The organism is Streptosporangium sp. NPDC006013 (assembly GCF_040614275.1).
In the GTDB taxonomy this organism is placed as follows: domain Bacteria; phylum Actinomycetota; class Actinomycetes; order Streptosporangiales; family Streptosporangiaceae; genus Streptosporangium.
In genome coordinates this window covers 1-2,604 of the sequence record NZ_JBEXUE010000810.1, presented here as the reverse complement: position 1 = coordinate 2,604, position 2,604 = coordinate 1, and the positions used below count along the sequence as shown (strand labels likewise).

Annotated in this window: 3 protein-coding genes; 1 reads left to right on the top strand and 2 read right to left on the bottom strand. The window is 72.1% G+C overall.

Features of this window, described 5'->3' with window-relative positions:
- A partial coding sequence (locus tag ABZ260_RS49815) for a histidine kinase dimerization/phospho-acceptor domain-containing protein (RefSeq protein ID WP_355632641.1) occupies positions 1 to 732 on the bottom strand: 732 nt, incomplete at its 3' end.
- A gap of 49 nt (positions 733 to 781) precedes the next feature.
- Positions 782 to 1,438: a response regulator transcription factor gene (locus ABZ260_RS49810; protein WP_350914853.1), complete on the bottom strand. Its 657-nt coding sequence runs from the start codon at positions 1,436 to 1,438 to the stop codon at positions 782 to 784.
- A gap of 153 nt (positions 1,439 to 1,591) precedes the next feature.
- On the opposite strand from ABZ260_RS49810, the gene ABZ260_RS49805 reads away from it, so the two are divergent.
- On the top strand, positions 1,592 to 2,604 hold a 1,013-nt coding region (locus ABZ260_RS49805; RefSeq protein WP_355632638.1), incomplete at its 3' end, for a phospholipid carrier-dependent glycosyltransferase.

Below are 2,604 nucleotides of genomic sequence, written 5' to 3'. Positions count from 1 at the left end.
GTCACATGGGTCGTCTCGGGCGGGTCGGTCCTTACACGTTGCTGGAGCGTCTCGGCCGGGGAGGAGCTCGGGGGGGCCGTCGATCAGCCGTTCGTGGCGGGTGTTGACCAGCAGCAGGGACTCGCCGAGCCGCTTGACGTCCTCTGTCGCGTCGGGTCGCCTGACCGCCACGTCCACCAGGGTGCGGTTGATGGTGAGCGGGGTGCGCAGCTCGTGGGAGGCGTTGGCGACGAACCGCCGCTGGCCGTCGAAGGAGCGGGCCAGGCGGGCCAGGATGACGTCGACGATGTCGGCGAGCTCCTTGACCTCGTCATCCGGCCCGTCGTGGGCTATCCGCCCGGTGAGGTCGTGGCTCTGGGCGACGCGCCGCGCGCTCGTGGTCACCGACCTGATGGGGCGGAGCGCCCAGCCGGCGGCCCGCCAGCCGGCCGCCGCCGCGACCCCGGCCGTCGCGATGAGGGCGAGGCCGCCCACGGTGAGCACGTTCTTGATCGTGTCGGCCTGGTAGATGCGCCTGACCTGCGCGACCCGCTGCTCCGCCGCCCCGTACGAGGGATGTTCGGGCATGAGGACGAAGTTCGATACCCGGATGTAGGCGGGATGCCGCAGCCCGTCGCGGGGCTCCAGGCTCTGCCGTACGACCAGGGTGACCCCGACGAGCAGGAGGGCTCCGGCCAGGAGGAAGACCGCGCCGCAGGCCAGCGCGAATCTGAGGCGGACGCTCGTCCTCATCGAATCTCCTTCAGCGTGGGGCCCCCTGGCTCCGGCCATGGGGAGAAGGTCACGGGATGCGGTACCCGACGCCCGTGACGGTCTCGATGACCGGTGGATCACCGATCTTGCGGCGCAGCTTCATCATCGTGGTCCGCACGGTGTTGGTGAACGGGTCGGTGTGCTCGTCCCACACCTTCTCCAGGAGCGTCTCACTGGAGACCACCGCCCCGTCGGCGCGGAGCAACTCGGCCAGCACCCCGAACTCCTTTCGGGCGAGCGGCACGTAGCGGCCGTCGCGGAACACCTGCCGGTGCGCCCGGTCCAGGCTGATGCCGGCCCGCACCAGCATCGGCGGGTCGGCGGGGCGCACCCGGCGGCCCAGCGCGTGGACGCGGGCCGTCAGCTCCTCGAAGGCGAACGGCTTGGGCAGGTAGTCGTCGGCCCCCAGGGACAGTCCCGCCACCCGGCAGCGCACGTCACCCGCCGCGGTGAGCATGATGATCCGCACCAGGCCGCCCTCGGCGACCACGGCCCTGCACACGTCGTCGCCGTGCAGGCCCGGCAGGTCCCGGTCCAGGACGAGCACGTCGTAGTCGTGGATCCGCAGCCGTTCCAGCGCCGCCTCCCCGTCGTAGGCGACGTCGACGGCGAGCGCCTCCCCGCGCAGCCCCTCCGCGATCGAGTCGGCGAGCATTCTCTCGTCCTCGACCACCAACACCCGCAAAACGTGCCTCCCCTGGCTCCGAGTCGCGCCAGCCTGCCACAGGCCGCATAACGCGGGCATAACCGGATTCGGTGACGTCAAGGTTATCGATCACTCGCTGGACTGCTCCCACCGCGCCGGGACTCCCCCGGCCCCGGAACGGGGGAACCATCCATGCTCGCCTCACCCGGCGGCGTCACGACCATGCCCACCGCGCCCGGCCGGAACGGGCCGCGCGACCGGCTCCTCGGCGGTCACCTGCCGTTCGCCGTCGCGATCGCGCTGGCGGCGGGGCTCCGCGTCCTCGTCATGCTCGGCTACGACACCGCCCAGCTCTACTGGTACGACTCCTTCACCTACCTCAACACCGCGGTCCATCTGGAGCCCTCCGGCGCGTTCCATCCGGCCGGGTACCCCTTCCTGCTCCGGCTGCTGCTGCCCTTCCACAGCGTCCAGCTCATCGCGGGCCTCCAGCACCTGATGGGCCTGGGCACGGCCCTGATGATCTATCTGGTGCTGCGCCGCCACGCACTCCCCGGCTGGGGTGCGGCCCTGGCCACCCTGCCGATCCTGTTCAACCCCGCGTTCCTGCGGCTCGAACACGCAGTGCTCTCCGACACCCAGGTCATCTTCCTCGTCACGGCCGCCCTGACGGTGCTCATGTGGCGGGAGCGCCCTTCGGCGCGGGCGGCCGCGGCCACGGGCCTGCTGCTGGCGCTGGCCGGGCTCACCCGCACGGTCGCGGTGCCGCTGCTCGGCCTGGTCCTGCTCCACCTGCTCCTGCGGCGGGCCGGCTGGAAGCGGGTGGTCGCGCTGGTCGTCGCCGGGACGCTGCCGCTCGCCGCCTACGCGGGCTGGTACCAGCAGCATCACGGGCGGTTCGCGCTCAGCGGCTCCGACGGTGTGGCGCTGTGGGCGCGCACGATGACGTTCGCCGACTGCTCGGTGATCAGGCCACCGGCCCGGGAGGCGGTGCTCTGCCCGAACGGCACGGTGGTCGACGCCGCGTCCGAGTACGTCTGGGCCGCCGACGCCTCGCTCAACAGGTTGCCTGGAGGCCGGTTCGCCCACAACGACCTGGCCAGGTCCTTCGCTCCGCGATGCCATCCGGGCCGACGCCGCGCGGACGCTGCGGCGGCTGCGCGCCGCGGGCATCGAGCGGGTGGTCATGCTCACCGGAGACCGGG